This window comes from Enterobacter sp. 61D5 (genome assembly GCF_034107965.1).
Taxonomy (GTDB): Bacteria; Pseudomonadota; Gammaproteobacteria; order Enterobacterales; family Enterobacteriaceae; genus Enterobacter; species Enterobacter cloacae_M.
Genome location: NZ_JAWNFK010000012.1, coordinates 278672 through 304590 on the forward strand (window position 1 = coordinate 278672; position 25919 = coordinate 304590).

General features: G+C 54.0%; 14 protein-coding genes and 3 pseudogenes. 9 read left to right on the plus strand and 8 right to left on the minus strand.

Going from position 1 to position 25919, the window contains the following annotated elements; genetic code table 11:
- Positions 1-44: 44 nt before the first annotated feature.
- The gene (locus tag UTM25_RS14510) at positions 45-11009 is read right to left on the minus strand and encodes a BapA/Bap/LapF family large adhesin (RefSeq protein WP_194401151.1); all 10965 of its coding nucleotides are present in this window, start codon (positions 11007-11009) and stop codon (positions 45-47) included.
- A 759-nt stretch (positions 11010-11768) separates the two neighbouring features.
- Between UTM25_RS14510 and UTM25_RS14515 the strand changes: the two genes are divergently transcribed.
- From UTM25_RS14515 to UTM25_RS14525, 3 genes are read left to right on the plus strand one after another with little or no spacing between them, the layout of a single operon-like run.
- Positions 11769-12296 carry a tetratricopeptide repeat protein gene (locus UTM25_RS14515; RefSeq protein ID WP_194401150.1) on the plus strand — a complete coding sequence of 176 codons (528 nt, stop codon included), beginning with the start codon at positions 11769-11771 and terminating at the stop codon, positions 12294-12296.
- A gap of 7 nt (positions 12297-12303) precedes the next feature.
- Positions 12304-12834 (plus strand): sigma-70 family RNA polymerase sigma factor, encoded by a 531-nt coding sequence (locus UTM25_RS14520; RefSeq protein ID WP_194401149.1) that lies wholly within the window; start codon positions 12304-12306, stop codon positions 12832-12834.
- Positions 12831-13622 (plus strand): anti-sigma factor family protein, encoded by a 792-nt coding sequence (locus UTM25_RS14525; RefSeq protein ID WP_194401148.1) that lies wholly within the window; start codon positions 12831-12833, stop codon positions 13620-13622. The genes UTM25_RS14520 and UTM25_RS14525 overlap by 4 nt, the downstream gene beginning before the upstream one ends.
- On the opposite strand, the gene UTM25_RS14530 is transcribed toward UTM25_RS14525, so the two are convergent.
- The 4 genes from UTM25_RS14530 to UTM25_RS14545 form a co-directional block, all read right to left on the minus strand.
- Entirely contained in the window at positions 13614-14174 is a 561-nt protein-coding gene (locus UTM25_RS14530) for a YceI family protein (RefSeq protein ID WP_194401147.1), read from the minus strand. The two genes, UTM25_RS14525 and UTM25_RS14530, sit on opposite strands and share 9 nt — an antisense overlap.
- Before the next feature lie 105 nt (positions 14175-14279).
- The gene (locus UTM25_RS14535) at positions 14280-14636 is read right to left on the minus strand and encodes a hypothetical protein (RefSeq protein ID WP_023333137.1); all 357 of its coding nucleotides are present in this window, start codon (positions 14634-14636) and stop codon (positions 14280-14282) included.
- Positions 14637-15134: 498 nt separating this feature from the next.
- Complete coding sequence (locus tag UTM25_RS14540; protein WP_194401146.1) at positions 15135-15602, minus strand: hypothetical protein; 468 nt, start codon at positions 15600-15602, stop codon at positions 15135-15137.
- A 2-nt stretch (positions 15603-15604) separates the two neighbouring features.
- Entirely contained in the window at positions 15605-15874 is a 270-nt protein-coding gene (locus UTM25_RS14545) for a hypothetical protein (protein ID WP_194401145.1), read from the minus strand.
- A 30-nt stretch (positions 15875-15904) separates the two neighbouring features.
- On the opposite strand from UTM25_RS14545, the pseudogene UTM25_RS14550 reads away from it, so the two are divergent.
- The 4 genes and pseudogenes from UTM25_RS14550 to UTM25_RS14560 form a co-directional block, all read left to right on the plus strand.
- A pseudogene (locus UTM25_RS14550) lies at positions 15905-16352 on the plus strand (STM2901 family protein).
- On the plus strand, positions 16352-16666 hold the full coding sequence (locus UTM25_RS14555; protein ID WP_194401144.1) for a DUF1493 family protein: 315 nt from the start codon (positions 16352-16354) through the stop codon (positions 16664-16666). Before UTM25_RS14550 ends, UTM25_RS14555 begins: the two are co-directional and overlap by 1 nt.
- Positions 16667-16885: 219 nt before the next feature.
- Positions 16886-17056 (plus strand): annotated as a pseudogene (locus UTM25_RS22630) (phage polarity suppression protein).
- 781 nt (positions 17057-17837) lie between these two features.
- Positions 17838-18064 (plus strand): annotated as a pseudogene (locus UTM25_RS14560) (IS630 family transposase); the annotation flags it as partial.
- A gap of 341 nt (positions 18065-18405) precedes the next feature.
- Here the strand turns inward: UTM25_RS14560 and istB are convergent.
- Both istB and istA read right to left on the minus strand, forming a co-directional pair.
- Complete coding sequence (gene istB, locus UTM25_RS14565) at positions 18406-19161, minus strand: IS21-like element ISEc10 family helper ATPase IstB (protein ID WP_039817893.1); 756 nt, start codon at positions 19159-19161, stop codon at positions 18406-18408.
- Positions 19158-20657, minus strand: coding sequence for an IS21 family transposase (gene istA / locus UTM25_RS14570; protein ID WP_039817891.1), 1500 nt, complete (start codon positions 20655-20657; stop codon positions 19158-19160). The genes istB and istA overlap by 4 nt, the downstream gene beginning before the upstream one ends.
- A 310-nt stretch (positions 20658-20967) precedes the next feature.
- Here istA and UTM25_RS14575 point away from each other — a divergent pair, with 310 nt between their 5' ends.
- Both UTM25_RS14575 and UTM25_RS14580 read left to right on the plus strand, forming a co-directional pair.
- Positions 20968-22869 (plus strand): DUF262 domain-containing protein, encoded by a 1902-nt coding sequence (locus UTM25_RS14575; RefSeq protein WP_318154981.1) that lies wholly within the window; start codon positions 20968-20970, stop codon positions 22867-22869.
- 507 nt (positions 22870-23376) lie between these two features.
- Positions 23377-24390, plus strand: a complete 1014-nt coding sequence (locus tag UTM25_RS14580; protein WP_320710582.1) for a restriction endonuclease — start codon at positions 23377-23379, stop codon at positions 24388-24390.
- A 44-nt stretch (positions 24391-24434) separates the two neighbouring features.
- Here UTM25_RS14580 and dcm read toward each other — a convergent pair whose 3' ends face one another.
- On the minus strand, positions 24435-25535 hold the full coding sequence (dcm, locus tag UTM25_RS14585; protein ID WP_320710583.1) for a DNA cytosine methyltransferase: 1101 nt from the start codon (positions 25533-25535) through the stop codon (positions 24435-24437).
- Between the last annotated feature and the right edge of the window lie 384 nt (positions 25536-25919).

Here is a 25919-nt window from a genome sequence, read left to right on the forward strand (position 1 = left end):
TATGCCCGGGCGCTGTGCGCCCGGGTCATCTCTTGCAGGTGCTATCAGGTAATGATGTGTTGCTGGTTAACAAGCTCGTCGTATGTGGTCTGAACGTTATCAAGCGTAACGAGTGCAGTATTAGTGTAGGTGGACCCTGCACCATCACGGTCGATGGAGATCACAGTGTTGCTACCGCTTTGTGTGACATGGATATAATTCCCCAACGAGGCGGTATTACCATCCCAGCCCACCAGCAGATCGCCGATGTCGATTTTGTCCCCCTGCGCCAGCGAGAAGCCGGTCCAGTGATCGCCCGCGGTGCTGCTGACGTTGCCCGCCGTGGCATTTCCCACCGTACTGTTCAGCACCTGATAAATCAGCGTATCGCCGTAGGCCGTACCGGTGATGGCGTCGTTATGCTCCGAGCTGATGAACTGCGGTGCCATATTGATGGTCAGCGTGGCGGTATCCGTGTTGCCGTTGGCATCGGTCAGGGTGTAGTTGAAGGTCTCCTTCGACGTCATGGTTGAGAGCGATACCCCGCTGTTGAGGGTATAGGTGTAATGACCGTCAGCGCCGATCGCCAGGACGCCGTAATGGCCGGTAATGTTCACCGTTGCGCTGCCGGTATACGGATCCAGCGTGGTGGTCACGCCGTTGTAACCGGTCACGCTCAGGCGGGTATCCACCGAGTGGAGCTGATCCAGCACGCCGCCAGAGTCGGTGCCGTCAAAGATATTGCCGTTGACGGTGTGGCTGCCGGTGACGTCAAAATCACTCAGCGAGTAGGTGGTGCCGTTCACGCTTGGGGTGATGGTGATGGTCCCGACGCTCAGCCCCGGTACGCTACCGGTAAAGTTCAGCGTATAGGTCCCGGCGTTGAGATCCAGCCCGGTCAGCGGAACGTCGATACTGCCGCCCAGCAGCGAGGCGCCGCTGAAGGAACCGCTGCGGATCACGCCCGACCCGTCGCTGATGGACCAGTTCACCGTCAGTCCGCCCAGCGACAGCAGCGAGGCCACGTTAAAGTGCAGCGACGCGTTGTGCAGCGCGGTGTTCGCGTCGACCACGAAGGTTCCGCTGCCGGAGCCCTGGGTTGACGAGAGCAGCGCCGTCGTCCAGCTGGCGGTACCCACGGTGGTATCCGAGTAGACCGACGTGTGGTGCACCGAGGTGAGGTCCATCGTGGCGCTGACATCGTTCACCGCATCCATCGCCTGGGCGGTTGGGGTGATGTTGAGCGATGCCGTATCCTTCGAGCCGTCAGGCGCGGTAACGGTGTAGACGAAGGTGTCAGGCGTGCTGATATGGTCCGCCCCCACGCCGCTTCTCAGGGTGTAGGTGTACTGGCCGGACGAATTGATGGTCAGCGTGCCGTATTCCCCCTGAATGTCGGTTGTTCCACTGCTGTTGACCGCCACGCCGTTCACTTCGGTGACCACCGTGCCCGCCGGAACAGGGTCATTCGCCAGCACGTCGCCCGTGGTGGTTTCGCTGATGCTCGCCACGCTGTAGACATGATCCTGCAGAACGCTCAGCGTGTAGCCCGTCAGGACGGCGATCCCCGATGCGGTATTGAGTAAGAACAGGTACTCCCCGGCCGGCAGATTCAGAGTCAGTTGGGATGAGGTCCCCCCCAGCAGCGGGGCGCGCAGCCAGCCCGACTCGACGCGAACCTGCTCGAAGGTCTGGGTGGCGTTGTTGAACTTATAGACGTACAGATCGAATACCGACGCCAGCGCCACGCCGCCCACGGAGGCCTGGATGGTCATGGTGCGGGTCGTGCCTTCCTCCACGTTGTAGATAATCGGGTTGGCCATATCGTCCAGCAGGTTAAGCCCCAGCGTGCTGCCGAGATTAATGCCCACCAGGGTAAAACCGTTCTGAGACGAGGCGCCGTTATTAATCTCGCTCACGGTGGTGTCAAAGGTCAGCGAGGCCGTGTCGTCCACCGCCACAATGCCGTTGATTACCGTACCGGCACCCAGAGACAGTACCAGGTTTGCTGACGCGCTGACGCCGTTATGGGTAATGGTGTAGGTAAAGCTCTCCGTCCGGCCAATGACCGCGGCGCTGGTGTCGGTCAGGCTGTAGGTGTAGCTGCCGTCGCGGTTGATGGTCAGCGTACCGTACTGGCCCTGGATCACCGTGCCGTCGGCGTTCACGCTGGTGGTGACGCCCTGTCCGTTAGTGACCGCGGAGATAGTGGTTCCTGCCGGCGCGTTGTCGCTGCCTGCGGTCGGGTCCGTATCGAGGATCACGTTGCCGTTGAGGCTGGTTTCGCCCGTGACCGTACCCGGACCGGTCTCTTTCACCGCCACGTCGAGGCTGGTGTAGGAGCCGGTTGCCAGCAGGTTGGTGTTGTAGCTGAGCACGCGATAGTCGCCGTCAGCCAGCCCGGTCAGGTTCAGCGAGACGCCGGTTGCTCCGAGGGTCAGGAGATCGGCAAACTGCGGTTGGCCGGTGTCCACCACGGTGGTCCAGGCGCCGTTGACGTAATGCTGAACCACCAGTTCAAGGGTGTTGAGCAGAGAGAGCACCGCTCCCGTGGCGTTGGCGTTCACCACGATATCCGCGCTGCCGCCGCTGCCCACCGTGAAGTTGACCTGGGCCGTATCATTGCCCAGCAGCGTCAGGACGTTGCCGACGGCGCCGACCAGCAGGAAGCCGTAATCGCTGTACTGGCTGTTGGTCACGGTTGCCGTGGTGCTGAGGTTCAGCTCTTCGACGTTATTGCTGGCGGAGAGCGGCACCACCGGCGCAAGGGCGGAGCCCGGCAGCGAGGTGTTTCCCGCGGCATCGGTGGCGGTGATCTGCAGCGTCTGGCCTTCGGTCTGTTTGTTAATGAAGGTATAGGTGTAGGTGCCGTTGCTGCCCGCAATGGCGGTCACCGTCGAGCCGTCCGCAAGGCGGATCGCGACGGTGCTGCCTGCTTCCGCAGTTCCGGTCAGGACGCTACCGTCGGCGTTGAAGGTTCCGGTTGGCGCCGTTGGGGCGGTCGTATCGACGATAATCGTCGTCACGGCTGACGCCACGCTGGTGTTGCCCGCCGCATCGGTGGCCGTGGCGGTGAAGTTATGCGTTCCTTGCGTCAGCGTGGTGGTTTGCGGCAGGGTCCAGTTTCCGCTGCCGTCGGCGGTCACCGTGCCCACCAGCGTGATGCCATCGTAGATCCGCACCGTGGCATTCGCTTCGGCGGTTCCGCTCAGCGTTGGGCGCGTGTCGTTGGTCGGATTTGTTCCGCTCACCGGCCCGGTGACGCTGCCGACATCATCAATGACCGAGCTGATGACCGGTGCGCCCGGCGCGAGGGTATCGACGTTAATTACATACCCGGCGGTAGGCGCGCTCGCGTTGCCCACCGCATCGGTGGCGGTAAAGGTTAAATTGTGCGGACCGTTGCTAAGCGCCGGGGATGGCGTAAAGCTCCACGCCCCGCCGGTCGCCGTCACGCTGCCGATTTGTACGCCGTTATCGAAGATTTTCACCGTTGACCCGGCTTCCGCCGTGCCGCTGAGTGTTGGCTGCGCGTCGTTGGTGAACCCGCCGTTCGCCACCGGCGTCGCCGCATTGCCCACGTCATCCAGAATGCTGGTCAGCACCGGCAGCGCAGGCGGCGTGGTGTCGACGGTGAGGCTGAAGCTGGTGGAGGACACGCTGGTGTTGCCTGCCGCATCCGTCGCCTGCGCGGTGAAGCTGTGCGCGCCTGCTGTCAGCGTGGTGTTGAGCAAAATACTCCAGCTTCCGTTGCCATCCGCGGTGCCTGTTCCGACAAGGGTTGTTCCCTCATAGATGTTCACGGTGGCAAACGGTTCGCTGGTTCCGACAAGGCGCGGAACGGTATCGTCGGTTGTTTGCCCGGACGTGAGCGGGCCGGTGATGCTGCCCACGTCGTCTATCGCCTGGCTGATAACCGGCGCGTTCGGTGCCGCGGTATCAACAATCAGGGTAAAGCCCGACGAGGTCGGGCTGACGTTGCCCGCTGCATCGGTGACCGTGGCGGTCCAGGTATGGCTGCCGCTGGCCAGCGGCGTTGACGGCGTAAAGCTCCATGCGCCGGTAGCGTCCGCCTGAACGGTACCGACCGGCTGGCCGTTCTCATACACGGTGACCGCGGCGTTCGCGGTCGCGGTGCCGTTCAGCGTCGGCGTGGTGTCGTCGGTGCTCTGCCCGGAAGAGAGCGGGGTTTGAATGCTGCCCACATTGTCACCCGCGGTCGAAATGACCGGCGCCGACGGCACGCCCGTATCCACCGTCAGGTTAAACGGTGCCGTTGCTGTGCCCACGTTGCCCGCCGCGTCGGTAGCGTTGAAGGTGATGGCGTGCGGCCCGTCGGGCAGATCGGTACCCGGGGTAAAGGTCCATCCGCCCTGGGCATTCACCACCGCAGTGCCAATTTCGCTGCCATCAACGATCACGTGCACGGTAGAACCCACGTCGCCCGTGCCGCTGAAGGTTGGACGCGCGTCGTTGGTGCTGTTACCCGACGTGAGCGTCCCGGTGATCGGACCGACATCGTCAATCACGCTGGTCACCACCGGTACGCCGGGAGCTGCGGTATCAACGGTAAAGGCAAAGACCGACGAGTTCGCCGAGGCGTTGCCTGCCGCATCCGTTGCATACGCGCGCAGGGAGTAGCTGCCGTCGCCCAGCGGCGCGGTCGGCGTAAAGGACCAGTTCCCGCTGCCGTCAACGATCGCTGTGCCAATCTGTGTGCCGTTATTCATGATGTGAATCGTGCTGCCCGCCTGCCCGGTGCCGCTGATGGTTGGGGTGCTATCGTTGGTCACCTGGCCGCTGGTGAGGTTGCCCAGGACACCGCCAGGGACGTCGTCGCTGACATTATCCAGCGTCGGAACCGTCGGTGCCGTCAGGTCAACCACCACGCTCCATGGGGCTGAGATTGCGCTGACGTTGCCCAGCGGGTCGGTCGCCCGGACGGTGAAGCTGTGCGAGCCTTCGCCGAGCGCGGTATCAGGGGTAAACGTCCATGCGCCGGTGCTGTCAGCTGTCACCACGGCAATCTGGGTGCCGCCGTCGAAAATGGTCACCACGCTGTTTGCATCCGCTGTCCCCGAAAGGGTTGGCGTGGCGTCGTTCGTTTCGCTGCCGCTAACCACCGTGGTGGCGGCGTTACCGACGTTATCCGTGACGTTGGTGATAACCGGCGTGGCGGAAACGGAGTCCACCACGACGGTGAAGCCCGCCGAAGGACCGCTCTGATTCCCCGCCGGATCGGTCTCGCGGATGGTCAGAACATTACTGCCTTCTGGCAGGGCGGGCGTGGTGTAGCTCCAGGTGCCGGTATTACCAACCACAACGCTGTCCAGCAGCACGCCGTTGTTGTAGATGGAGATGGTATCGCCCACCGCGCCGGTGCCGGTGAGGGTCGGCTGGCTGTCGTTGGTGGTCTGGCCGCTGGTCAGCGGGCCGGTGCCCGGACCGACGTCGTCAATCACCGCGCCGATAGCTGGCGTGCCCGGTGCGGTAAGGTCGACGGTGACGCTGGCCGCCGGAGAGCGGCCGCTGGTCTGGCCGTTGAGGGTCGCGGTTACCTCAAAGGTGTGCAGCCCCTCGCCAAGCGCGGCTGGCGTATAGCTCCAGTTGCCGCTGCCGTCAGCGGTCACCGTTGTCAATGGCGTCGCGCTACCGTCCTGATAGATGGTTATCAGGCTGCCCGCTTCGGCCGTACCGGTAAGCGTTGGCGTGGTGTCGTTGGTAGTTTTGCCTTTCACATCGCCGGTGACCGGATCCGCGTCATCGACAATCGCCGTGATGACGGGCACGTCAGGAAGATTCGGAAGCGTACCGGTGACGTTGTAAGTCGCATCAGGGCTGGTACGTCCGGACGCATCGGTTGCGGTCACGGTCAGGGTCGCGCCATCCTGCGGGGCCGGGCTGACCGCGATGGAGAAGTTGCCCCCGGTCGCAACCCCGGTACCAATGACGTTTCCGCCGCTATCCTTAACGGTAATGAGTGCTCCAGCCTCGGCGGTTCCGGTCAGCGGTGTACCTTCTGGAGCAAGGCTAAGATTGCCCGGGGCGGTTGGATCCTGGGTATCCACCGTTACGCTCAGCGGGGCTGAAGTTCCTGAAGCGTTACCCGCAGCATCGGTAGCGGAGACGGTGAAGGTATGCGGGCCGTCTGAGAGCGTTGTGCCTGCGGTCCAGCTCCAGCTGCCGTCCGGCTGTATCGTGACTGGCACACCTGACGGGATACCGTCGACGGAGACGATAACGGTGGTGCCGGGTTCGCTTGTCCCGGTAAGGGTCGGCGTGCCGTCGCGGGTGTAGAGCACGTTGTTGGTGAGCTGGCTGTCTGAGACGGCATTAATCTGCGGTATCCCAGGCGCAACGGTATCGAGGGTGACGGTAAAGACCGAACTCGGCGCGCTAAGGTTGCCAGCCGCATCCACACCCGCAACGGTGATATTCAGCGGACCGTCCGTTTGCGTTGGAAGCGTCAGGTTCCATTCCCCGTTAGCCACCACGACACGGCCCACTTCGACGCCGTTGTTGTAGACGATCACCGTCTCACCGTTGACGCCGGTTCCGCCCACTGTCGGTGTGGTATCCGTGATGTAGCCACCGTTCGGCTCACCGCCCACTGCACTAATCACCGGCGTATCCGGCGCCAGGGTGTCCACGATGATCGTAATCGCTGGAGACGGGTCAGAGACGTTGCCCGCCTCATCGGTGGCGGTGGCGGTATAGACGTGGCTGCCCTCCCCAATATTACTGTCAGGACGCCAGCTCCAGTTGCCGCTGCTGTCTACCGTGACGGTGCCCACGACGGTCGGTGTGCCGTTAACGGTATCAGTGATGTTGATGACGTCGTTCGGCGTGCCGGTGCCGCTCAGGACCGGGCGCGGATCGTTGGTGGTTCCGCCATCGGGAACGGGGCCGGTGATCTGTGTAACGCTGTCGGTGACGGTCGGTGCCGCAGGCGTAGCCGGCGCTTCGGTATCAATGGTGATGGTTACCGGCTGCGACGGGGCGCTTTCGTTGCCCGTGCCGTCCACGTTGGTAACGGTCAGGGTAATGTCATAGGTGCCGCCAGGCAGCGGGGTTGATGGCGTCCAGGTCCAGTTGCCGGTGTTGTCCACGACGGCGTCGCCGATTTTGACGCCGTTGTTGTAGATCGTCACGGTATCGCCCGCCGTGCCGGTACCGCTCAGGGTCGGCGTAGTGTCGCGAGTGGTTTCGCCCGGGTTCAACGGTGTTTCTGTTCCGTCAGGATTGACGGTGATTGCCGGGATGTCCGGCGTGGCAGGCGCGACGGTATCTACCGTCAACACAAACGGGCTGGAGATAGTGGTATTGCCGGCGGCATCCGTGGCGTGAACCGTCAGAGAATGCGGGCCGTCGGTGAGCGGGGTAACGGGCGTAAAGCTCCAGCCACCGCTGCCGTCAAGGGTGGCGGTGCCGAGCAGGGTTGCGCCGTCATAGACGGTGATCACCGCATCAGCCGGGGCGGTGCCCTGCAGCAGCGGCGTGGTGTCATCCGTGGTATCGCCGCTGCTAAGCGTGCCCTGAACGCCGCCGACGTCATCGGTTACGGTGGCGATGGTGGCCGCCGCTGGCGGCGTGGTATCGACGGTCAGGGTGAATCCGCTTGACGGCTGGCTGGTGTTACCCGCCGTATCGGTGGCGACGACGGTAAAGGTATAGGTGCCGTTAACAAGCTGCGTGGTCGGGGTATAGGTCCACGTGCCGCTGCTGTCGATCACAATCGTTGTGACATCGACGCCGTCCTGGCGAATGGTGACGGTTGAGCCAGGTTCAGCCGTGCCGTTGAGCGTTGGCGTGGTGTCGTTGGTACTGTCGCCAGAAGTGAGCGCGCCGAGGCGCTCCGGCACATCGTCCAGCACCTGGGTAATGACCGGGGCGGCTGGCGCGACGCTGTCAATCGTCAGAGTCCAGGTGTTGGAGACGGGGCTGGTGTTGCCCGCCGCGTCAGTTGCGACGGCGGTCAGGGTATGTGGACCTTCAGCGATCGGGGTGTCAGGGGTAAAGATCCACACGCCAAGACCATTGGCGACGGTCGTACCAATAGCAACACCGTCCACGCGGAGGGTGACCGTCGCGTTTGGTTCGGCGGTACCGCTGAGCGTCGGGGTGGCATCGTTGGTGGTCTCATTAATATCGAGCGAGCCGGTACGCCCGGGAACATCGTCCACGACTTGTGAAATCACCGGGGCGCCAGGCGCCGTCCCGTCGACGTTGATTGTCCACGAGTCTGATAACCCGCTCGGGTTACCGGCGGGATCCGTCGCCGTTGCCGTCAGCACGTACGTGCCATCGGTCAGCGGTGAGGGGGGAGTAAAGTTCCACTGACCGGAGGAGGATACAACCACCGAACCGAGGACATCGCTGCCGTTATAAATCGTGATGGTCGAGCCCGCTTCGCCCGTTCCGTTCACGGTCGGGGCCCGGTCGTTGGTGAGGCCGTTCTGGCCCACGGGACCGGTGGTGGCCTGCACGTCATCAATCACCGACACGATAACTGGCGTCTGCGGTGGGGTAATATCCGGTGCCGCCGCGGAGGTAGTTGGACTGGTGTTGCCGGCCGTGTCGGTAGCGTCAGCGGTCAGGATTTCACTGTTAACTTTTGGTGGGGTCAGCGTCAGGCTGAAGTTACCCTGACTGTCGGCAACAGCTGTGCCAAGGATGACGTTGCCTTCACGAATGGTCACCGTGCTGCCAGCTTCTGCGATGCCGCTGATGATGCCACCATCATTCGACACCGCGAGATTACCCGGAGCAAGCGGTGGCGTGGTGTCCACTACCAGTGCGAACGGGCTGGAGATACTGGTATTGCCTGCGGCATCCGTGGCGTGAACCGTCAGCGAATGCAGGCCGTCGGTGAGTGGAGTCGTTGGCGTAAAGCTCCAGCCGCCGCTGCCGTCAAGGGTGGCGGTGCCGAGCAGGGTTGCGCCGTCATAGACGGTGATTACCGCATCAGCCGGGGCGGTGCCCTGCAGCAGCGGTTTGGTGTCATCCGTGGTATCGCCGCTGCTAAGCGGACCCTGAACGCCGCCGACATCATCGGTCACGGTAGCGATAGTCGCTGCCGGTGGCGGAGTAATATCGACGGTCAAGGTGAAGCCCTCCGACGGAAGGCTGGTGTTACCCGCCGTATCGGTAGCAACGGCGGTAAAAGTGTGAGTGCCCTCGACAAGCGGCGTGGTGGGGGTATAAGACCACTGACCGTTGCTGTCGGTTAGCACTGTGCCAATATCAGTACCGTCCAGACGGATAGTAACGGTTGAACCCGGTTCAGCTGTGCCGGTGAGCGTCGGCGTCGTGTCGTTAGTGAGGCCATTCTGGCCCACGGGGCCGGTGGTGGCCTGCACGTCATCAATCACCGACACGATAACTGGCGTCTGCGGCGAGGTAATATCCGGTGACGCCGCGGAGGTTGTTGGTCCCGTGTTGCCCGCTGTGTCTGTGGCGTCAGCTGTCAGGATTTCACCGTTAACTTTTGGCGGGGTCAGCGTCAGGCTGAAGTTACCCTGGCTATCGGCAACCACCGTGCCAAGGGTGATATCGCCTTCACGGATGGTCACCGTGCTGCCAGCTTCCGCGATGCCACTGATGGTGCTGCCATCATTCGACACCACGAGATTACCCGGGGCAGACGGCGGCGTGGTGTCCACGGTGAAGATGACAGGCTCTGAGGCCGTACTCAGGTTTCCGGCGGCATCGGTTTCAGTGACGGTTATGGAGTGTGTCCCGTCCGGGAGCGGGCCGTTCGGCGTGACGCTCCAGGTGCCGTTGGGCTGAACCGTTGTGGTGCCAACCACCACGCCGTTATCGTAAATGGTGATGGTTCCGCCGGGCTCGCCGGTTCCCGCCAGGAGCGGCAGTGAAGCATCGGTAAGCGCGCCCGACGTGATGGTTCCCCTGATAACGCCCGTATCGTCGGTCAGCACAATCGCGGTCGGCGCGTCCGGCGGAGTAAGATCCACCGTCAGGGTAAACACCGGTGAGGCAGGCCCGGTGTTGCCCGCGGCGTCGGTTGCCCGCACGGTAATCTGATGAGTGCTTTCACTCAGGTCAACCGACGGGGTAAAGGTCCAGGTGCCGTTGCTGGCGACGACCGCCGTACCAATAGCGACTCCGCCGTCATAAATCGTCACTGTCGAGCCCGCTTCGCCGGTACCGGTAAGCTGCGGACGCTGATCGTTGGTGCTGCCGCCGTTGCTGACGGCCCCCGTCTGCGGAGCAACATCGTCCGTTACGCTGGTGATTGCTGGCGCATCGGGCGCGGTGGTGTCCGGTGCGTTGAGCGTTGTGCCCGGGCTGGTATTCCCGGCGTTATCCGTCGCGGTGGCAGTCACCTGCTCGCCGTTGGTCAACGGTGTGCCGAGAGAGACGGTAAAGCTGCCGTCGCTGCCCGTTTTTCCTGAGCCAATAACATTCCCGTTCGCGTCTTTCAGCGTGATGGTACTGCCGGGTTCGGCGGTACCGGTGACGGTTTTGCCATCTGAAGAGAACTTAAGGCCGGAAGGCGCGTTCGGCGGCGTTGTATCCGGATCGGCAGGATCGACGGGTGTGTTGGGGTTGGGGCTATTATTATTGCCGTCATCTCCACCGCCGCCGCCGCCACCGGTGCTTGCCGCCGCCGCGATGCCGCCCGCTGCGACAATGCCGCCCAGTGCCCATGGCCAGATGGCGGCACCACCGGCGTCGCTCCCGGAGGCCGCAAGCAGCACGTCCGTGGACGCGATAGATTCGTACGTGGCGGCTCCGGTCGGATCTTCAATCCACCATAATGCGCCCTGGCTGTCCTGCAGTACCAGTTGGCTCACGCCCTGCGCGTCCGTAACGTAGAAGTTTTTAAGGGTGATCACCTCTCCGGAGTGCAGCGTAACCAGCAGATCGTTACCATTTCGCGCGAAGTGGGAGACGCTTGCTCGCTCGACATGAAGCTCAACGATAGAGGAATGACTCAGCGTAACCTGTGTGCCTTCCGTGGTCGTTTCCACGCCAGTAAGTTTCGATATAACAGAGATTTGGCTCATTTAGGCATTACTCCAGCAGATGTATCATGAACGGCGAGCAAGACGAGCCATCTCTGCAGAAGGTAAAGGGCGCCCCCGGCGCAGTCGCTGTTATCACGCAGCACTGACCGTTGTTTTTAGCGCGCACGATGCCCGCCAGAATTCAGAGTGGCAACATCAGAGCGAATCTAATGACTTATAAAGAGAACAGTTTTTATGGGTGTTTTGTGTCTTTAAAACCCTGTAATTAATAGAGGAATTATTTTCAAGAATATAAAAATGATATAGACAGAAAACGATGGTTGTGCAAATTAAGCTTTCGTAAATAAGTGCCAAAACAATGAAGAGGGCATTAATACATTGGGCTTGCTAATAATTTAACTAGTTTAACCGTTTGTTTTTAATGGTTTTTATTTTTTCTCGCGATGTTGATTTTAAATATGATTTACGCAGTATGATAATTGGTAGGAGATATTTTTAATATACTGTAAAACGTTATTGTTTAAGCGCGCTTAATATGCATTTAAGTTAGGGTAACGTTTTTGATATAAGATATATTATGTCAGCTGTACAATGAAATATATTCTTATGCGAGGTTAAAATTCTGCTATCACGCGAAAACAATAGCGTTAAGGAAAGGGTAAAATAACCTGATTAATTTCCATTGGGACTACGACATCAGCATGATTTTGCGACAACAAAAAAATTACGGGGAGAATGAATAAAAATCGTCAGTCGGGCGTTTACTGACGTCACTTCCTTCTTACCCTGGAGCTTTATATGAACACGTCCTCGTTCCGTTTGATCCCGGTGCTGATTTTTTCCCTGCTGTCACCCCTGGCGCTGGCAATGGGCAATAATAGTACCGAGAGCAAAACGCCCGATTGTCCTTCCGGACAGGTGTATGACAGTACCACCCAGAAATGCGTGCCGGACAAGAGCAGCAGCCTCAGCGACCAGGACAAAACCAACTATGCGTACCATCTCGCGAAGAAAGGCGAGTATCAGGCGGCGCTGAACCTGCTTGATTCGCTGAAAAATGGCAATACGGCTGAAGCGTGGAACTATCGCGGGTTCGCCACGCGCAAGCTTGGCCGCACGGACGAAGGGATTGGTTACTACCAGCGCGCGCTGGCTATCGCACCGGATTATGCCAAAGCCCGTGAATATCTCGGTGAAGCGTGGATGGTAAAAGGACGTCCTGACCTCGCGAAAGAACAGCTGAAGGTGATTGCCGGTATTTGTGGCCAGTCCTGCGAGGAGTACCGTGACCTGCAGGCCGCCATCAACGGACATCCGGAATCCTGATTTTCTCGTGGAGGGAAAAGACATCGCTACCAGTGAGGTTCGTCAACAGTTAGCCGCACACCTGCCGCGTCTCTGGCGCTATGGGCTGGTGCTGTCGCGAAACAGGGATATCGCCGAAGAGCTGGTTCAGTCCACCTGCGTGCGTGCGCTTGAACGGAGCAGCCAGTATACGCCGGGCACGCGCATCGACAGGTGGCTGTTCGCGATACTGCACTCTATCTGGATCTCTGAGCTTCGGGCCCGATACGTGCGTCAGGGGCAGGGATTTGTGGCCAGCGACGAGCTTCTGGCGCCGGATACCCGCGAACAGGATGAGACGCGCCTGCATTACATGAAGGTGATGCAGCGCGTTAACGCGCTGCCTGAAGCCCAGCGCAACGCGGTATTTTTGGTTTATGTCGAAGGCTTTACCTACCAGGAGGCGGCGGAGACCCTGGCGGTGCCTATCGGTACCGTGATGAGCCGGCTGGCGACGGCGCGGGCTCGGCTTGCCAGGTCCGCTGACGCACTGCCTCCGGTAAAGGAGAAACGCTCTTGAACTCGCACCGTTTTGCACCGCCCTATAACGACGACGCTATCGTGGCATGGATAGATGGCGAGATGTGCCGCGCCGACGCGCAGCAATTTGAAGAACAGTTGAAAAGTGACGAACGCCTCTCCGGGCGAACCGCCGAACTGATGAAAAGCAGCCAGGATTTCGCCGGGGCGTTTGCCCCCCTGCTGGATGAGGCGCCACTTGAGACAATGCAGGCGCGTCTGGCAGAGATTCCCGATCCACAATCCTCCACGCCGGCTGGCGTGAGCAGGCGGGCGCTGATTGCCGCATCGGTCAGCTTTTTGATGGTCGGTTCAGGGCTGGGCTACCTGCTGCGGCCCGCTTCCGCGCCAGCGGATGAGAATGCCCATATTCGCGACCTCGAAGCGCAATATATGTCCCTGTACAGCGTCGAGACGCTGCTGGATATGGACAGCGCAACGCCGGTCCTGCAGCGCGGGCTGGAACGAGCCTCGCAGGACATCGGCATCAATCTGCACATCTCGCAGCTTGTCCTGCAGGGGGCAGAGCTGAAAATGGTGCGAATGCTGCGCTATGAAACCACCTCGATCGCGCAGATTGCCTGGATCAACGCCGACTACGGCCCGATGGCGCTCTGTATCTCTCCTGTCGATGAGAAAACTATGGCCTCTCTGCGCCAGGAGCAGCGGCACGGCATGAACCTGGCGTGGTGGCAGGAGGCGGGCTACCAGTTTGTCCTGATTGGCCGCAACCCGCCGTCTCACCTGCGGGGAAACGCGGAGCAGCTACAGCGGCTCATCTCAGGATGACGGCACGTCGTCCGTCTTAATCGCAATGGCGATGGCAATACGATCGTCCACGACCAGCGCAAACTTATCCATTCCGTAGGCCGCGCGCGAGATTGCCGTCGTGGCATCCAGTGTGAGGGCCTGCGCGTGCGGGTCTTTCACGACGACCTCCAGGATCACGGGGCGGGCAATGTTCCGTACGGTTAGCGTGCCGAACACCCTGAACCGCCCGTCGCCCTGGGCGACCACGCGAGAGCTGATGAACTCGATAGTCGGGTAGCGCTCGGATTCAAAAAACATGTCGCTTTTCAGCTGCCAGGTGAGCAGCTTGTTTGACGCTACGAGAGTCGCTACGGGAATGGTGACGTGAATATGGTCGTCGACGTCATTTTCCGGGTTGAGCGTCACGGCGCCCGTCACGCCGCTGAACGTCGCCCAGGAGAGGATACCGCCGAAGGCGTGCCACGATAGCCGAATATCGGTGTTATCGGTGTCGATAAGATAGCTTTTCGGGGCAGCATGCAGGGAAGGGCACAACAGCAGAACGGTCAGAAAGGCCAAAAGGCGATACATAGTGGTTTCTCCGATAAGTGCGCACTGCGTAAACGCCCGAGGTGCTAATTATATTCGAAGAAATAAAAAAGGCCGCAAGCGCGACCTTTTCGTGAGTATAACTACCTACTCAGTGACTTTCTTTTCCAGCTCGCTGGCACCTTCTTTAGTTTTGTTCCAGCCTTTCTCTGCGCCTTCTTTGGTGGCATCCCACCCTTTCTCGGTGCCTTCTTTGGTTTTATGCCAGGCTTTCTGGGAATCTTCGCTGACCTTGCTGCCCAGGCTCTCGCTTTTGCCTTCCGCAGCATGCTTCTGTTTCAGCTTCAGCTCTTCACCTTTGTTCTGCTCTTCGTGCAGTTTTTGCTTAGCCTCGTTGGCGTTTGCGTTCGCCGCCGCGACGGTATCGTCAGTTGCATGTGTGGTCGCAGCAAATACTGGGGAAGCCAGCAGAACGGCAGATAATGCGATAATTGTTTTTTTCATAATATCCTCATTTAACGTTATCGGTTATGAGCGTGATTCAGCATGGCACAGGCGAAACGGGATGGCTTTAGGAAAAAACTGTAATGAGATCAACATGCCCTGATAAGGGGGATTTCGCCTGAGGATTATCCAAAGGATAAAAAGCCTATTTCAGCAAGGGCGGCGAGGGTCAGGAGAATGAAGATAATAACGGTTATGGGTCTGTACATGGTGGGGTTCCTTCCAGGTCGAGCGGCTATTCCGTAGCGCTGGGTGGTGTGGGTAATTTTGCACAGGAGATGCGGGAAGGGGGTTGATGTTTGTCAAAGGGATGGGGGAACGATGAGGTGATGGTACTGTAAAGCCCGCAGGGGGTGTACCGTGTGGGCTATCTGGATTTCATCAGATAAATAGGGTTATTACCGAGGGGGATTCTGGTGGGCTATCTGGGTCTGCATAATTCTCAGGAACTTTTATCTCGCTCAGCAGAAAGCCTTTTCATTCGGTTAAATAATGACTTCAGCTTACGTTTTCCGACGCCGGTGTGGCAGAAATCGTTATGCACTTTTTCAGACCAGACTTCCGTTTAACGCCTTTTGGATCGGAAATAAAAGGAAGCCGCAGGCGAGGTGAATCTGATACTTTCAGTGTCCAGATATAATCCCCAATAAACCTGAAGTCCACGCTATCGTCAGTGACCTGGAGATCCGCAAAACTCCCTGTCGAGTACTCATTTCCCAAATGAACAATTTCTTTAAGCCCGTCATGAACGTCAATAAGGACAATTGTCAGGGATTCTTCAAAAATAATGTCATCCGTCAGAAACAGGATGTAACGCTGCTCATTAACCAGGACCGCTGCTTCAAGTACTTGCCCCGGTACAATAATGCCGGTGCTTTTACCATTGAGCACAACGTCAGATTGAGCCTGAGATACATCGGTAGCGTCGTGAACCTTAACCAGTGATATTGAATTAACCTGTTGCATAATCAATTCCACAAACGTCCCATTTCCCATGCAGCAAGCGCGCCGCCGACGAAGCCACCGATAATGGTGCCAACCGTGCCAGAAGTCGACTTCCCCCATTGAATGATAATGCCGTCTGGCAATTTCTGGTATCCATTGAAGCCTGAAGATATGCAAAGTTGACTGGGTTTGCATTCTTTCCCTACATTCCTTGTAGCTGCAACGCCTAAATCCAAATTTAGGATAATGTTGTGGAGTATGTTCTGGACGATACCAAAGGCCAGTATTAGCATTTAGTTCGTCAGCTTAAACAGGGAAAGTCTATGGACACGACCGAACAGTTAAACGGAACATACTTCTTTGAGGGAATGAGCGTCGACAAAGAGGAGCTACTTTACTGGCTTATTCTGGATGAATTTAAAAAGCAGTTTAGTGATGTGATTGATTTGATGGCAATTGGTTCTATGTTAGTCAGCTTGCCGGTAATTCCTGTCAGTGGGAAGCTGGGTGCTGGCGCTGCAACCAGGGGAACAAGCCCGCTTTCACTTGGCCTTCGTACGCTTATTCGACAGCGTTTTAAGCAGGGCCGTAGAACCATCACCTTGGGCAAAACTCTTGCGTGGTGAATGGGCATACACAACCAGTATAGGTGCATACATCGGGAGATGGCTCCCTTGGGTTGGTGCCGTACTGACGGCCTATGACCTTGCCATGATCACCCATAACGTTATTCACCGTTATCAGCTTATCGTTGGGCCAGGAGAAAGGTAATGACAGACAAAGCAGCACTTGTCAGAGAACTCATTAAAAAACACTTCTGGGAAATGTCTGACGATACCTCTGTAAGCACAGGAAAACAAAGTGTATTGCCGGAAGATATGACTGATTTTCTTGAAGAATATTCAGAAAGTCTGGATGTGGATATGTCTGGTTTTGTCTTTAATCGATATTTCCCTAATGAGGGGATTCGATTCCTGCCAAATGCGATATTGCCCCGCTATCTTAGAACCGAACATCATGCGCCCGAGCCGTTGACAGTAAGCATGTTTATAGAATCGGCAAATGCTGGTCGCTGGCTTTTTTAACGGTAAGTCAAAATTAGTTGCATCATTATCAGCCCTTTTGGGGCTGATAATAATGCTGGTAGTTTATTACACGTGAGTGACGGAAACAACGGATGGAGACTGCAAACGCTGCGTGAGATTGAGGTAAAAAATTAGGAAATTCATCGGGTTGCCGACTGTTATGTCTGATTGTATGAGAAAGTACAGCGAATCAGCATCCGTAACTGGCTGCATGATTTTATGTATCAGAACAGTGCAGAACTGGCCACCACACAGGGAACCGGAGCTAATGGAAATCAAAGAAACAGCCCGCGATGATAAAAACGCACACTTGACCGTTCAGTCTCTAACCTGAGAGAAGCTCTTTCCGTCTGGGTGGCCGAAGGAAATGAAATCACTCATTCTGCATAGGAAAACGATATTTTAACGGTCATCCTATGCAGACCTGACACGCCTTTGCGGGATGATAATGTGAAAATTCACCCCTGCACTGAACATGAGTTATTCTTGTCGACGCGCTGAACTGGCCGCGCAGTAGCCCGTCAAAAAATTCCCGTAAATCCCGCCCTTTTCCCGGATTAAGCCATGCATCCATAAGGTGCATGGTTTTGCATGCGTTTTCGCGTTCCTGCCTCCCCCGCCAGCGCCAGCTCTGGCGCGGCCTGAGGCCACCTATGTACCTGCATTAAAAGAGCCCAATGTTGTTCAGGGGGCATGTTGTCCGTGCCAGTGTGGCCGCTGCTTTATGAATTGGTATACGTTTTTAGGTACACATCCTACCGTATACCTAAAAACGTATACCAATAACCACTGGATTTAGTCGGATGTTCTCGGACAACGGCAGACACAAAAAAGCCCGCAGGGCTTGCGCCATGCGGGCTCTTAGGACTTCATCGGATGACTCTGGTAATCACCGATGGAGAATTTTGGTGGGCTGGCGGAGTCTGAATTGGTGCTGTAATATATTGTTTTTAAAAAAATAAACTATGATTCAACTTTTAGTTTGGGCCTATTGTTGGGCCTAAAACTAATGGTGGCTAAATTTCAATCAATAATGATGAGCAAATTACCTTTCCAAGGTTAATATACCAAAATTGCTGCGTGCAATAGTTGATCCCTCTGAGGGAAATCAGCCAAGATTGTGCGATCTGAGCAATCGCCAAATATCCCAAACTACCAACCGGACTGAGCAATGTCGATCATAGCACCTATTTCCCGCAACGAACGACACCTGATGCAGAAAACGATTCATAAAACCCGTGGCAAAAACCATACCCGCAGACTGACCGCCATATTGATGCTGCACCGGAGCGGGAGTGTCTGCCATATCGCCCGCTCTGCAGCACCCGTTCGTCAGTTGGTCGTTGGATTAACTGGTTTACCCTTTATGGCATTGACGGGCTGAAATCATTTTCTCCCTGACGCGGACCCAACTGGCCTTTTGAGCATATCTGTACGCTGTTGTGTGAACTAGTCTGGTATTTCGTTGAAGGGCTGAAAGCACCACGCTGGCTGGGAACGACTGACGGCGTGAGTTTTATCGATGATGCAGCGATGTTTAACGCCTGATGGTGCTCCTACTGGCGGTATTGTAGGCCTGATAAGGTGTTTACGCTGCCATCCGGCTAACTTCTGCAAAAACAAATACCCAACCAACGGCTGGGTTCATTAAAATGGTCACTGTTTTTGTATCCTATTAGACGTCAACTAGTTTTGCCGACTGGCGCCAACTACTCTGGCCGCATCCATTGAGCGAGGTTTTAAGCCACGCTGGTTACTGCCTTCGATGTCTTCTTCCGGTAACTTTCTCCTTTTAGCTCGAACATATATCCGTGATGGATCAGCCTGTCCGCTGCCGCCACCGCCATCGTTTCATCCACGAAGATGCTGCCCCACGTGCTGAACGGATGATTGCTGGTTATGACCAGACTGCCGCGCTCATAACGATGGGCGATCAGCTCGAACAGCACACCCGTTTCCGCGTTGTCGCGTTTGACATACCCGAGGTCGTCTATCACTATCACCCGGTAGCGATCCAGTTTCAGCAGAAGCTCGTTCAGTTTCAGTTGTGTCCGCGCTTTTCGCAGCTCCTGCAGCAGCTCTCCGGCACTGTAGAACCGGGCCCGGTAGCCCAGTCCTACAACGCCATCCACGATCGCTGCCGCCAGATGGCTTTTCCCCAGGCCGCTGGCACCGAACAACAGGACATTTTCTCCGGCATCAACCCAGTCTGTCGTTTCGCAGAGCTGCCGGAACTGAGCGTTATTCAGTTCCGGCACCTGGCTGAAGTCATACTCACCCAGCGTTTTCGCCACCGGCAACCGGGCTTCCTTTTTATAGCGGCGCAGTTTTTCGCTCTCGCGCCACAGGAGTTCTTCATTGCACAGCGTCAGCAGATAGCGTGACGGGGTCCAGCCCTCTGCCAGAGCCCGTTTCTCCAGCGCATGCCATTCAGCGCTGACGCGGGTCAGACGCAGTTTGCGCAGACTACGCTCAAGGTGGTGGATATTGCTCACTGCAGACCTCCTTTGCCGCGCAACAGCTGTTCATAACTACTCAGGTTGTGCTGAACCACACTGACTGTCGGCAGCTCCTTTTCCTTTATCCCCAGGAACCGCATCAGGCGGTGCAGATCCAGCTCACCCGGGGTATTCAGCATCTGTTCCATCCCCCGTGCCACGATCGAGATATCGTCATAGCCCGCCGCCAGTTTCAGGGCGTGTACCATCAGGCGACCAGCCATCTCTGGCTCCAGATGATTGCACAGGCGACGCCACAGTTTTCGCCATTCATCGTCCGGCAGGATGTCATTTCTCAGCGTGGCATGGCAGAACGCACCAGGCTTTTTCGCCAGACTGTCGATCACATGCCGGAAGTCGATGCACCTGGCCCGGGTTTTCCCTTTTTCTGGCCTGACGCGGGCGCAGCTCATAACTTCACTGCTACCCACGTAACAGCTCAGGCGATCATCCCACAAGCGGACGCGTAACAGCTGACCGACAAGTCTGGAAGGGACGCTGTAGACGACGTGCCTGACGTTGATGGTACTGCTGCTACTGACCCTCACCGTCAGTTCGTCATAGTCGGCGCTGCGACGCAGCGGCAGTGGTTTCAGATGGGGGCGCTCTTCTTTCACCAGATCCTGGTTGTTGCGGTTGTGGCGCATGACCTGCTGAGTGATGAAGGCCTGGTATTCTTCCACGGTGCTGAAGTCGTTACTGCCCCTAAGCATCAGCGCCTGGCGGATCCGTCTTTTCAGATGCCCGTGGGCGCTTTCAACTGAACCATTTTCGTGGCCACGACCGGCGTTATTGTGCACGCCCTGCATACCGTAGTGCTGGCAGAGGGCAGCATAGCGCTCAGTCAGCTCGCGGCGACCGTCTTCACCCTGGTGTTTCCATGCTGCCCGCAGGCTGTCCGTTTTATGCTCTGTTGGTACGCCACCCAGTTGCCCGAGGGCTTCCTGCAGGCCTTCAGCCAAGGCAGAGAAGCTCTCACCACCCAGTACAACCCGCATCCAGCTCCAGTGGCTCCACTCCAGGCGGAAGTGATACAGCTTATGCGTCAATAACTTGCCACCGATGGTGACAACTACACCTTTCAGCTCGGTAAAGTCCGACAGGCCGCGCAGGCCAGGCTGATGAAGTTGCCGGAACATCACTTCCTGCTCGGCACCATACTGCAGCTTCCACTCGCGCACCCGCCGCTGCATCGTCCTGCGAAGGCTGCTGGGGTACTGACCGGGATATTTATCCTGCAGCATTTCCAGCAGGGTCGTGGGCATCAGAGCAGGTCTTTCCTTCAACAGGGGAACAAGCTCGCTGTCCCAGACGGCCTCAAGCGGATCTTTACGTGTCCGCCAGTGACGATTACCGGTTTTAGACCACTGATCTTTTTCGATCCTGCGACCTGAGCGAACAGAGATACCGGCCTTCATGGCCGAGATATGCTGGGTTACACCTTTTTTACGCTGAGTCATGTAATAACTGACCTGATGAGTATTGAGCGTCACGCCATTTCCTGTGGGATCATGAACATGGTGCTCAGATTACAAAATCGGCCAGAATAATCAGCGCTAACCGGACTGAGTTATTGTCGCCTAATATATCCGTTTTAGCTTTCTGACTCTTATGCAAAGAAATGCATCCTGTTTTAACCGAATATACAGGATTGCGATGTTCTTTCATTTAATACCGCTCATAAAAACGTTAAATTCTAAGACAGGTGTGAAAAAGCTGATGAGATCACAGTTTCATAGTACCTGACTGGTGGATGTGGTATTTACCACATTATGGATTGAAACTAAGGGTTAGTGAGTCGTTATGGAAGCCAACACGCGTAAGCTAGAAAGAATTTTTGATCAAACCATCACCTATCAAGTGCCACTATTCCAGCGTCCTTATGTGTGGACATGTGAGAAAAATTGGGAGCCCTTGTGGGAGGACATCCAGACACTTCTTGATAAGCAACTTAATGGTGGCACAGCTCACCCCCATTTTTTAGGGGCTGTGGTATTGGAGCAGGTCGCGAACCCGACGGGATCGATCGAAAGCCGTCAGGTGATCGATGGTCAACAACGATTCACTACGCTCCAGTTGTTCCTGATGGCGGCGCGTGACCATGCGGTAACGCATGACCAGACTAAATATGTTGAACGCTTTTCAGATCTCGTGACCAACCGACGTAGCAAGATCGATCACGATGACGAAGTGTTCAAAGTATGGCCTACTAATAGCAATCGAGAAGCTTTCAAAGTAGTTCATGAGGCTGGGTCACCTGATGCCGTTGATAAGCAAATAACACTACGGCCTGATCTTTGTGATGGTGCTAATAACATTATTGACGGTTACAAATACTTTTATGCGCAGATAGGGCAGTGGTTAAACGGTTCGTTTGATGATAAGGAAGATATCCAGGCATTAAGTGCAAAGTCTCTCGATGATCGTTTTGATTCTCTCTGGCAGGTTGTTAAGGACTGTCTTCAGATTGTTGTGATCGATTTGGACCACAATGACGAGACTCAAGTCATCTTTGAGACGCTGAATGCAAGAGGGGAGGACCTTCTTCCTGCAGACCTGATCAAAAATTACTTGTTCAGACTCGCGGAAGACAGGGAGGATAATGTTGAACAGCTTTATGCAAATAACTGGAAATCATTCGAGACTGACTGGTGGAGAGAGGAAGTCAGACAGGGACGAATCACCCGCCCCCGAGTGGATGTTTTCATCAACCACTATTTAACAATGATGACGCGTGAGGAGGTTAAGTCTTCTCATATTTTTAATGCATTCAAGGCATTTGTCAGGCAGTCTGAGTCGAGCTCGGACCAAGTTTCTGGCCCTAAAACAGCGGCAGAGCATATTGCTCAACTTTCACGTTACGCTGAGGTTTTCAAGAGATTTTATCAGTCTGATAGTCATCCCCGCTTAGCGACATTTATGCGCCGCTTAGATGCTGTAGATACAACCACAGTTATTCCATTTTTGCTGTATGCATACGCTGAATTAGTCCCCGTAAATGTTACGGAGTTTGATGCAATTCTTGAATTGCTTGAAGCGTATTTGGTGCGTCGCATGATCTGTGGAATGACCAGTAAAAACTACAATCGCTACTTTGTTGAGCTTATTAAAGCGGTGGACAAGAAAGGGATCATAACGGCAGAAAATGTAGCTGAGCAGATGAAAAGAAGCGCTGGAGATAGTACTCGATTCCCGGACGATAGTGTACTGGTTGCGGCCATTACAGATTTGCCGATTTATGGCCGGCTGGCTCAATATAAAGTGCGAACCATACTTGAAGCACTTGACGCTTATGCGTTTAATAAAAAAAGTGAAGCAGAGCCATTACCAGATGGGTTGACGATTGAGCATGTGATGCCGCAAAAGTGGGCAGATAATTGGCCGCTTTGCCCCGACGATAAAACTGATCCACTGATTGAGCAGAAGGCTATTCAGAGGAGAGATAAGCTATTAAATACTATAGGTAATTTAACGCTTATTACTCATAGTCTGAATCCCGCATTATCGAATTCTGCGTGGACCTTGAAACGCCCAGAACTGCTGAAGTTTAGCAAGCTCAATTTGACACAATACTTTCATGGCGATCATGCTGTGCAGTGGGGGGAGAAAGAAATTGAAACCCGTACTTTTTATCTGACTGAGCAACTCAAAAAGATATGGCCAATGCCAGCAGTTTCAGGAGATGAGAAAGCCACAACGGATTAATCCGTTGTGCAACGATAGAAATCTACCGGAACCCATGAAAGCAAGAACCCAGTCATAGGCTGGGTTCTTTAAATAGTGGTGCTGCCTCGGAATGGATTTATTTAACTTGTTGATTTTTAATAATAACTCATGTGAAAGGTTTTATGCTCTCGATTGTACCTTCGGTGCTACTTTACTGTACATTGAAGGATAAAGTCGGAAGAAAAATTTAGCCCATGTTTAGTAAGCTCATCTCAAACTTGATATGAGGAATGGCCTTAAGAGTTTGATACCACAGTACTTAATATGACACACCTGATTAAGGAAGTGGGCTGTCTTTGAAGTAAAACCTGTCTTTGGATGACAATTATATTGACTGAAACCTGAGTGGTAGTTAACAGTCTTGCTTGCCTCTTTTCGAAGATGTTTGATGATCACAATCAATTGGCTTACAGGACCAACTTGTCACTCATCATGCTACGTTGTAGCATGATGAACTATCAGAGTAATTATTGAGTCAATGTAAATATGATAGAACGCCATCAATTTGAAGTTCTCCTATCCAAGGCAACGGAGCAGTTAAACCAAGACTTAAAAAGAACAACCGAGTTTCATTCATCAAAACATTTCGAGCAACAAGTAAGAGTGGTATTACATGAAATACTAAAAGATGAAGGAATACTTGTTGATATGAGCCCTCCTGCACAAGAATTTCCAGATATTATTATAGGGAATTTTGGTGTTGAAGTAAAATATTCTGATAAAAATACTTGGCGTTCAATTGCTAACAGCATATTTGAAGGAAGTCGAAAGCAGGGTGTTGAGTATGTTTATCTCCTATTTGGGAAAATTGGTGGGGAGCCTGAAGTTCGATGGGGTAGATATGAAGACAGCATTATGCATGTTAGAACATCCCATGTACCTCGTTTCGAAGTGGAAATTGATGCGAAGGAACCATTATTTAAAAAATTAAATATTAGCTATAACGATTTCCGTATTTTGACTCCAGAAGAAAAAATGCCTTATATAAGGAATTATGCAAAAGGGAGGTTAAAATCTGGTGAACGTCTTTGGTGGATTGATGATCAACCAGATGAAAGATCTTTACCTCTTGAGGTTAGGTTATATACAAAATTAACACAAGACGAAAAAAGACGTTATCGTGCAGAATCCGCAGTATTGTGTCCGCAAATCCTAAGATCAAGCCGTGTTAAAGGGAAATATGATGATATTACTATGTTTCTACTAACTTATTATGGAATTTTGTGCAATCAAGCAAGAGACCTCTTTACTGCTGGTAGCGTCGCGATGAGAGCATCAGATGAGAGAGGAGGAATATATGTCCTCCGTGCTCTTGAAGACATTGAAAATGAAATGTATGAGGCATTCCATAGTTTAGAAGATGCATTGTTTTTAGAATATTGGGGGGAGAAGATACCTAATGATAAAAGAATTGAATATTGGTTGAGTAAAGCTGATTCTTATATGAAAGAATGGAGCGATATAATACCATCAAATGTATTATTCTTAAATGTTAAATAACCTCCCCCACAATAGGTATGCTACCTATTGTGGGGTCGAAATAATTATAATTGATCAAGATATTCTTCGACGGCTCGTGCAAGATGCCATGCTAAAACAGGTGGAACCGCATTACCTATCTGCCGTTCTGTTTCTCTAAGATTCGATGCAAAAACGAAATCATCAGGAAAAGATTGTATTCTTGCTGCCTCTCGCATTGATATCCTACGATCTAATTTATAATGGAATTGGATGTTTCCATGGCATTCAGCTCTTATCGTTTGTGATGGTTTGTCTTCATTTAAACGGCGACTCCCTTGATCTGGACTCTTTTTAGCCTTGCTCCAAATATGACTAATATCACGGTTTTCATCGAATGTTTCTAAATCATGAATAGCATCACGACATGTTAGCCATTCATTTTTGTGCAGAACATCGATTGGCTCTTTAAACAATGGGTTACCATGTAATGTTCCTACAATGAAAACACGTTCTCTAGTTTGGGGGACACCAAAATTAGCTGAGTTGTAAAGTTTATAACTTACATTATAACCTAATGTACTGAAATCTTGGATAACTCGATTTAAAGAGTCTTCGTTGTATTTCATTAGAAGACCTTTAACATTTTCAGCTATAAATATTTTAGGTCGAGCACGTTTTACTGCTTCTACCATCGCGAGGTATAAACCGCTACGCTTTCCATCCACACCCGCTCTTTTCCCATTGATAGAAATATCTTGGCAAGGAAAACCTCCGATCAGTACATCACATTCAGTAGGCGTTGAGTCAATAAGTTCCCAAATATCACCTTCAACAATATCATGAGAAAAATTCTTTTTGTATGTCTTTACTGCATTAGGATTAAACTCATTAGCCCATATAATTTCAAATTTTGTCTTTTTATATTCATTACCAAGTACGTTAAAATTGCCACAAAAACCTAAATCCATTCCGCCGCAACCAGCGAAAAGAGAAACTAACTTATATTTATCTTTTCTAAAAAGATCGTTGTTTGACGCTAAGGTTGTCGATATTTTATTTTCAATCCAAGCTGCAAGACTTATCCCTTGAGCTTCAGCTAACGACTTCCACATTTCCTTTTGTGAGGGAGTAATTCGCAGATGGATTTTTTCACTTTTAATTTCCGGTGTAATGTCAATCGTCATTTTGTTCTTCTCTTGGAACTAACCCTGATCTTTTATACATGATATACAAAATGAATTGTGCACACAATACAAGTTTGTAAAAAGTTTAATCTAAATTTAACTGTATGTATTTAAGGTGATTTTTGTGTTTTCCTGATTGCGCAAAACACAAAAAAAACGCCATGCTGGTTCAGTGTGCATAGTTTAAAGTTGTAGCCTCAATTCAGACCGCCGTGTCTCTAATCATGTTCTTCGTCCCCTCCATCAAACTGTACATTCAGGCCCTTAACATTAGATCCTTCTAGATACTACGATCGATATTGCGGGTGATCGCCGCCCTAGCTTTGTCGATGTGCTCAGTAAACCAGCCGTAGTAACGGTATTGCTGCACTCCCCATTCATTCG

Coding starts and splice junctions, on each gene's coding strand:
- UTM25_RS14510 (WP_194401151.1), bottom strand. CDS start 11,009: ATGAGCCAAATCTCTGTTATATCGAAACTTACTGGCGTGGAAACGACC.
- UTM25_RS14515 (WP_194401150.1), top strand. CDS start 11,769: ATGAACACGTCCTCGTTCCGTTTGATCCCGGTGCTGATTTTTTCCCTG.
- UTM25_RS14530 (WP_194401147.1), bottom strand. CDS start 14,174: ATGTATCGCCTTTTGGCCTTTCTGACCGTTCTGCTGTTGTGCCCTTCC.
- UTM25_RS14535 (WP_023333137.1), bottom strand. CDS start 14,636: ATGAAAAAAACAATTATCGCATTATCTGCCGTTCTGCTGGCTTCCCCA.
- UTM25_RS14540 (WP_194401146.1), bottom strand. CDS start 15,602: ATGCAACAGGTTAATTCAATATCACTGGTTAAGGTTCACGACGCTACC.
- UTM25_RS14545 (WP_194401145.1), bottom strand. CDS start 15,874: ATGCTAATACTGGCCTTTGGTATCGTCCAGAACATACTCCACAACATT.
- UTM25_RS14555 (WP_194401144.1), top strand. CDS start 16,352: ATGACAGACAAAGCAGCACTTGTCAGAGAACTCATTAAAAAACACTTC.
- UTM25_RS14575 (WP_318154981.1), top strand. CDS start 20,968: ATGGAAGCCAACACGCGTAAGCTAGAAAGAATTTTTGATCAAACCATC.
- UTM25_RS14580 (WP_320710582.1), top strand. CDS start 23,377: ATGATAGAACGCCATCAATTTGAAGTTCTCCTATCCAAGGCAACGGAG.
- dcm (WP_320710583.1), bottom strand. CDS start 25,535: ATGACGATTGACATTACACCGGAAATTAAAAGTGAAAAAATCCATCTG.